Annotated in this window: 6 protein-coding genes; all 6 read right to left on the minus strand. The window is 70.4% G+C overall.

Annotated features, from left to right (window positions below; translation table 11 throughout):
* Positions 1–29: 29 nt before the first annotated feature.
* Entirely contained in the window at positions 30–1,274 is a 1,245-nt protein-coding gene (locus HNR00_RS18800; protein WP_183571900.1) for a CpaE/TadZ family protein, read from the minus strand.
* Positions 1,275–1,339: 65 nt separating this feature from the next.
* Entirely contained in the window at positions 1,340–2,080 is a 741-nt protein-coding gene (locus HNR00_RS18805) for a CpaD family pilus assembly protein (protein ID WP_183571901.1), read from the minus strand.
* 92 nt (positions 2,081–2,172) lie between these two features.
* Positions 2,173–3,660: a type II and III secretion system protein family protein gene (locus HNR00_RS18810; RefSeq protein ID WP_183571902.1), complete on the minus strand. Its 1,488-nt coding sequence runs from the start codon at positions 3,658–3,660 to the stop codon at positions 2,173–2,175.
* Positions 3,661–3,671: 11 nt separating this feature from the next.
* Positions 3,672–4,454: a Flp pilus assembly protein CpaB gene (cpaB, locus tag HNR00_RS18815; RefSeq protein ID WP_183571903.1), complete on the minus strand. Its 783-nt coding sequence runs from the start codon at positions 4,452–4,454 to the stop codon at positions 3,672–3,674.
* A 339-nt stretch (positions 4,455–4,793) separates the two neighbouring features.
* The gene (locus HNR00_RS18820) at positions 4,794–5,312 is read right to left on the minus strand and encodes an A24 family peptidase (protein WP_183571904.1); all 519 of its coding nucleotides are present in this window, start codon (positions 5,310–5,312) and stop codon (positions 4,794–4,796) included.
* Positions 5,313–5,491: 179 nt separating this feature from the next.
* Positions 5,492–5,680 carry a Flp family type IVb pilin gene (locus HNR00_RS18825; protein WP_183571905.1) on the minus strand — a complete coding sequence of 63 codons (189 nt, stop codon included), beginning with the start codon at positions 5,678–5,680 and terminating at the stop codon, positions 5,492–5,494.
* Positions 5,681–6,010: the final 330 nt, after the last annotated feature.

Here is a 6,010-nt window from a genome sequence, read left to right on the forward strand (position 1 = left end):
GAGGGAAAGGGAAGAGGCGGAAGGCACGTTCACGACGCCTTCTTGCGGGTCAACCGGGCCAAGAGCGGCTCCAGCAGGTTGGCACGCGCCCGCTTGACCTCGGACCGGCCGGTGACGATGCCCGCCACCTCCGAGAAGATCTCGGCGGCCTTGGAGCCGGCCTGCACCTCGGCGATCATCTGACCGTTGTTGGCCGCGGTGCCGAACAGCGCCGGATCGAACGGGATCGACGCCTGGAGCGTGGCATCGAGCGCCTTGGCGAACTCGGCCGCCCCGATCTCCGGGCGCTTGGGCATGCCGACGCCGTTGAGGATCACCCGCGCCCGCGCGTCGTTGGGCCGGCTCGCCTGGAGCAGGGCGAGCAGGTTCTTGGTGTTGCGGAGCGACGCGAGGTCGGGCGAGGCGACGATCAGGATCTCGTCGGCCGCCACCAGCACGCGGCGCGTCCAGGCCGACCAGTGATGCGGCACGTCCAGCACGATGCAGGGCACCGCCGCCCGCAGCAGGTCGGTGAGCGCGTCGAAGGCCGGCTCGGTCAGGTCGATCGTCCGGTCCAGCGTGGCGGGCGCCGAGAGCAGGCTGAGGTTGTCGGCGCATTTGGAGAGCAGCCGGTCGAGCAGGTTGGCGTCGAGGCGCTCGGGGGCGAACACCGCCTCCGCGATGCCCTGGGGCGGGTCCTGGTTGAAGTTGAGGCTGGCCGTCCCGAAGGCGATGTCGAGGTCGGCGATCACCGTCGAGGTGCCGTGCTCGCGCGCCACCGTCCAGGCGAGGTTGTGGGCGACCGTCGAGGCGCCCGCGCCGCCCTTGGCGCCGTAGACCGCGACGGTGCGCCCGACCGGCTTGGCGCCGGGGGCCGAGAACAGGTCGGAGACCGCCGCGATCATCGTCACGGGGGCGACCGGGGCCATCAGGTACTCGCTCACCCCGCGCTGCATGAACTGGCGGTAGAGCAGCACGTCGTTGACGTGGCCGACGACGAGCACCTTGGTGCCCTCGTCGCAGACCTCGGCGAGCAGGTCGAGGCATTCGAGCGGGCGCGACTTGGTGCCGACGAACTCGATCAGGATGACGTTGGGCGTCGGTGCGTGCCGGTAGGCCTCGACGGCGGCCGCGCCGCCGCCCATCTGCACCTTGACGTGCGCCTTGTGCATCCGCCGGTCCGAGACGATCCCCTCGATCATCGCCGCGGTCTCCGGCGTCTCGCAGAAGGCCTGGATCGTGATCCGGGGCACCGGGGCGATCGTCCGCTCTGTGGCCTCGTGGATGTCCGGCATGACGGGTGATTCCGGTTCGATGGTCTGGCGGAGCGTAAGCGAGTGGGCGGAGCCGAGGACGCCGGTCAGTTCTTGACCGTGTCCTTGACGTTCGTCTTCCCATCCTGCTTCCACTCGGTTGACGGATCCTTGCCCTGGCGCAGTTCGCCGATGTCGCGGGTGCGTCGGACCGTGTCGATGCGGCCCTCGGGGCGCCCGCGCACGAGATCGACCGGGTCGGCGACCTGGGAGGCGATGTTGGACTGCGTGGCGCAGCCGAGATTCCACTGGGGCTCGTTCGACCAGTCGGAGCGGATGTCGCTCGTGCCGAGGTCGCGCGGCCAGAGCCCGCACTTGCTCGACACCTTGGCCTGCATCCGCTGGAAGGTGAGCCGGACCGGCGCGGCGAGGCTGGGCGCGGCGACCGGGTAGCCGCCGACGATCCAGCCGCCCGGCGGCACGCCGAGTTCGGCCCCGAGCCGGCGGATCGCGGCGCCGGTGCGCTCGACCGGGCCGGCGAGGGCGGGCGCCACGCCCTGGGGCAGTTCCAGGGTGATGAGGCCGCGCCCGTAGCGGCGGTACTCCAGCAGGAACGCCTCGATGTCGGCCGCCTGCCGCGGATCGATGTGGCCGACCCCGGTCGGGAACACGTCGAGGGTGCGGTCGGCATCCGCCAGAACGATCGGATGGCGGGTGCGCACGTCGATCGGATAGGTCGAGCCGGTCGTGCTGACCCGGTCGGCCCGGCAGGCGCCGAGCAGGCCGGCGAGGACCAGAACGGAGACCGGAGCCAGCGACCGGACGGGAAGGCGAGTGGGGGAGGGCATCGGTTCTTCGATCCTGCTGGGGCGACGCCGCGCCCGCGATCCGTCTGATCGGCCGGACCTTCTCGGCCCGGCCCCGCTGCACGTGTCCGATCTCAGTCGGCGATGAAGCCGACGCGTCCGCGATAGGCCGGTCCCAGCGTGCCGCCGCCGACCGTGCCGTAGACCCGGTTGATCTGCCCGAGCAGAACCGCCTTGCCGTCCGGCGCATCGACGAAGCCGTCGTCGGGCCGCTGCACCTGGCGCGCCTCCATCGGCTTGGCGATGTAGGGGGTGACCATGATCATCAGCTCGGTCTCGTCGCGCTGGTAGTCGCGCGAGCGGAACAGGGCGCCGAGGATCGGCAGGCTCATCAGGCCGGGCAGGCCGGAGATCGCGGCCCGGTTCTTCTGCTGGATCAGGCCCGCGGTCATCATCGTGGCGCCGGACGCCAGCTCGACGGTCGTCTCCGAGCTGCGCTTCGTCGTGGCCGGCACCGGCGTCGGGCGATTGTTCAGGTAGTAGGTGAAGCTGTTCTGCTGATCGAGTTCGACCACGTCGGTGGCGACGCGGATCGAGATGCGGTTCTCGGCCATCACGACGGGGGTGAAGGCGAGGCTGACGCCGTAGGGCTTGTAGACGAGCGTGACCGTGCAGCTCTGGTTGAGCGTCGTGCCGATCGCGACCGACGACGAGGCCGAACAGTTGCTCGGCACCGGGATCTCGCCGCCCGCGGTGAACTTGGCGGATTCGCCCGAGATGGCCGTGAGCGTCGGCTCCGCGAGGATGCGCGAGACGCCGGCCCGCTCGAACGCCTTCAGCGTCGCCTGCAGCGAGAAGCCGCCGGCCGAGACCGAGGCCGCAAGCTGGTTGGCCACCGGCGTGCTCGTGCCCGTCAGCGGGAAGCCGGTGTCGTTCGTCAGGAAATTGCCTCCGACCGGATTCAGCGCCGACCAGTTGCCGGCGGTGTTGATGCCGAACTGCTTGATGACGCTGCGGGAGACCTCGACCACGGTGACGCGCAGCATCACCTGATCCTTGTTGCGCACGGTCAGGTTGTTGATGACGGCGCCGCGGATGCCGCCGACGGCGCCCGCGATGCCGACGAAGGCGTTGGCGATGTCGAGCGCCTGCTGTGCCTCCGAGGCCGAGGCGACGGTGCCGGTGAGAACGATCGAGTCGCCCACCGCCTTCACGTCGAAGCGCCCCGAGGGCAGGCTCTGCTGGAGCGACTGCTTCAGCACGTTGATGTCGCGGGCGATGGTGACGTCCAGCGCCGCGATCTGGCGACCGTCGGCATCCATCACGAAGATCGAGGTCGCGCCGTTCTCGATGCCGATCAGGAACAGCTTGCGGCTGGACCGCACCACCGCGTTGGCGACGGCGGGGTTGGCCACGAACACCTCCTTGGCGTCGCGCGGCAGATCGACGATCAGGGAGCGCCCCTTGGTCAGCTCGACCTTGCGCGAAACGCCGGCCTCGTTGGCGCCGATGGCGAGCACCGGGGAGGCGACGCCCTGGGCGGTCGCGGGGGCCGGCACCGCGAGGCAGGAGCCGGAGAGGAGGGCGAGGGCGAAAGCCCGGTGGCGGATCTGAAGGGACATCGGTCTCGTCCTTACCGGCGCTGCTGCTTGGCGACGCCGAAGCGCACCACCGTCATGGCTCCTTCGGGCTCGGCATCCGCCACCGTGGCGGTCTGGCCCGCATCCTGAACGCTGCGCAGCACGAGCGAGAGCTGCCCGATCTTCTGCGCGAGGGTGACGATCTCGGCCTGGCCCGGGGTCAGCGCCAGCGTGGCCGTCTCGGCGGTGACGACGTTCTGGCCGCCCTTCTCCTGGACGATCTGGCCGACCGCGAGCACGCGGATGTCGGTGAGCAGCGTCTCGGCGAACTGGTCGTTGCCGCTGCCGCCCTCGTCGCGGGCGGTCTTGATGACGTCGACCCGGTCGTTGGGCAGGATGAAGCCGCCGGCCGAGGACGAGCCGCGGTTGTCGGTGGTGATCGCCACCGCCCGCATGCCGGGCGGCAGGATCGCCGACATGAAGCCGCTGCCGGCCTTGACGAGGCGCTCGGGGCGGATCGGCTCGCTGGCCGAGAAGGGGGTGCGCACGATCGAGCCGACCGAGTCCTCCAGACCCTTCGGCGCGGCCTTGCGCTCGAGATAGGTCGGCGACAGCGCCTGTTCCGGCCAGGGCATCCAGCGCAGATCCTCGGCCTTCAGGGTCTGGCCCATCGGCAGGTCGACGGCGGCGACGAGCACCTCGGCGAGCGGGATCTGAGGCGCGGGCGCGGCCTGGGCGACGGGCTCGGGGGGCTTCTCTTCGCCGCTCATCAGAAGGGCGGCGCCGCAGCCCGCGACGATCGCGACGGCCAGGACGGCGAGACGGGCAGGTTTCATGGCGGGTGCGGAACCGTTCGACGGCTCTCCGCCGTCAGGTTCCAAGACTTGCCCGGGATTCGTGTAGTTAAGGTTAACCGCCCGTCACCGAGGCGTTTCTCGCGGATTTTGACGCGCTTTTCGGAGGAGGGGAGCCGATCCGCCGCGACGGCGCGCGGGCTCGCGGCGACGGACACCGCCTGGATGCGATCACGGGAGAGCGGGGATGCGCGAAGCGACGACGGCCGCCGAGGGACGCAGAGGGACGCGACGTGTCGGCCGGTCTCAGACACGCGTGCGCGGCGGCTCGGGCGCGTGGCTGTGGCCCCGCTCCGAAGCAGTGCTGCCGGCAGTGGCGCCTCACATCAGGGCGAGGCGTTCCCAGCCGGCGGCGCCCGGCATGACGATGAGGGCGGCGGCGGCAAGCGCGATGCCGTAGGGGATTCCGGTCTTCGTGTCGTGCAGGTGCACCGCGAAGGGCAGGCGGGCCGTCACGGCGGGCATCGGGAAGGTGCGGGCGTAGAGGATCGCCAGGGTGAGGGCGCCGCCGAGGATCGAGGCGACGACGAGGTAATCGGCCAGATGTCCGATCCCGAGCCAGAGCGCGGTACCTGCCGCGAGCTTGGCATCCCCGCCGCCGACCCAGCCGCGGGCGAACATCACGAAGGTGACGACCAGGGTCAAAGCCCCGGCGGCGACGTGCCAGGCCAGCTCTTCGAGCGCCATGCCGGAGACCGGCGCGTAGAGGACGAAGCCGGCGACCACGAAGCCGGTCACCCGATTCGAGATCCGCATGGTCAACAGATCGCTCGCGGCCGCGTAGGCCATGAGGAAGGGGAACGCCACGCCGAGCAGGAGAGGGGCTGCGCTCATCGACATGGTCTGGCTGCTATCCCCGATCCGCCCGGGCCCGTCCCGGTGCCTCGACAAAAAATGGCATTCCTTCGGGCGGCGCGAAAGCGACACCGCAGCCCGAAGGAATGCCCCGCGCCGTCCCAGAACCCCCGGACGTACGGCGCCTGACGGCCCGGCACGCCCGAGTGTTCGGTGAAGTCCGCTTACTGGCTGATCTTACCGGCCTGAGAGTTGATGGCGTCGCCCATCGTGCCGAAGGCGAGCGTGAGCTTGTCCTTGAAGGCCGTGAAGATGGTGACGACGGCGATGCCCATCATCGCGGCCACAAGGCCGTACTCGATTGCAGTGGCGCCGGACTCGTCGGAGGCGAAACGCTTGGCGATGGCTTTCATGGTGATCTCCACTTGAACTGGTGTCCCGGGCGACCGTCGAAAGTCTGTTCAGGCTTCGATCGGCGACGGGGCTAGAGTTACCGCGGACGCGTTGCGTTTGGGTTAAATGGATCAACGAAGATCGGCCCGCGAGCGCTGTTCGACAGCTCAGTTAACGGTCGGTTGCTTCGATTGCGGAGCGAGCCGTGGGGGGGGGGGGGGGGGGCGCCCCCCCCCCCCCCGCCCCCCCCCCCCCCCCGCCCCGGGGGGGGGGGGGGGCGGGGGCCCCCCCCCCCCCCCGCCCCCCCCCCAGCCCCCCGCACAGACCACCAAAAAAGCACCACCGCCCCC

This window comes from Methylorubrum rhodinum, from assembly GCF_014199935.1.
Lineage (GTDB): Bacteria > Pseudomonadota > Alphaproteobacteria > Rhizobiales > Beijerinckiaceae > Methylobacterium > Methylobacterium rhodinum.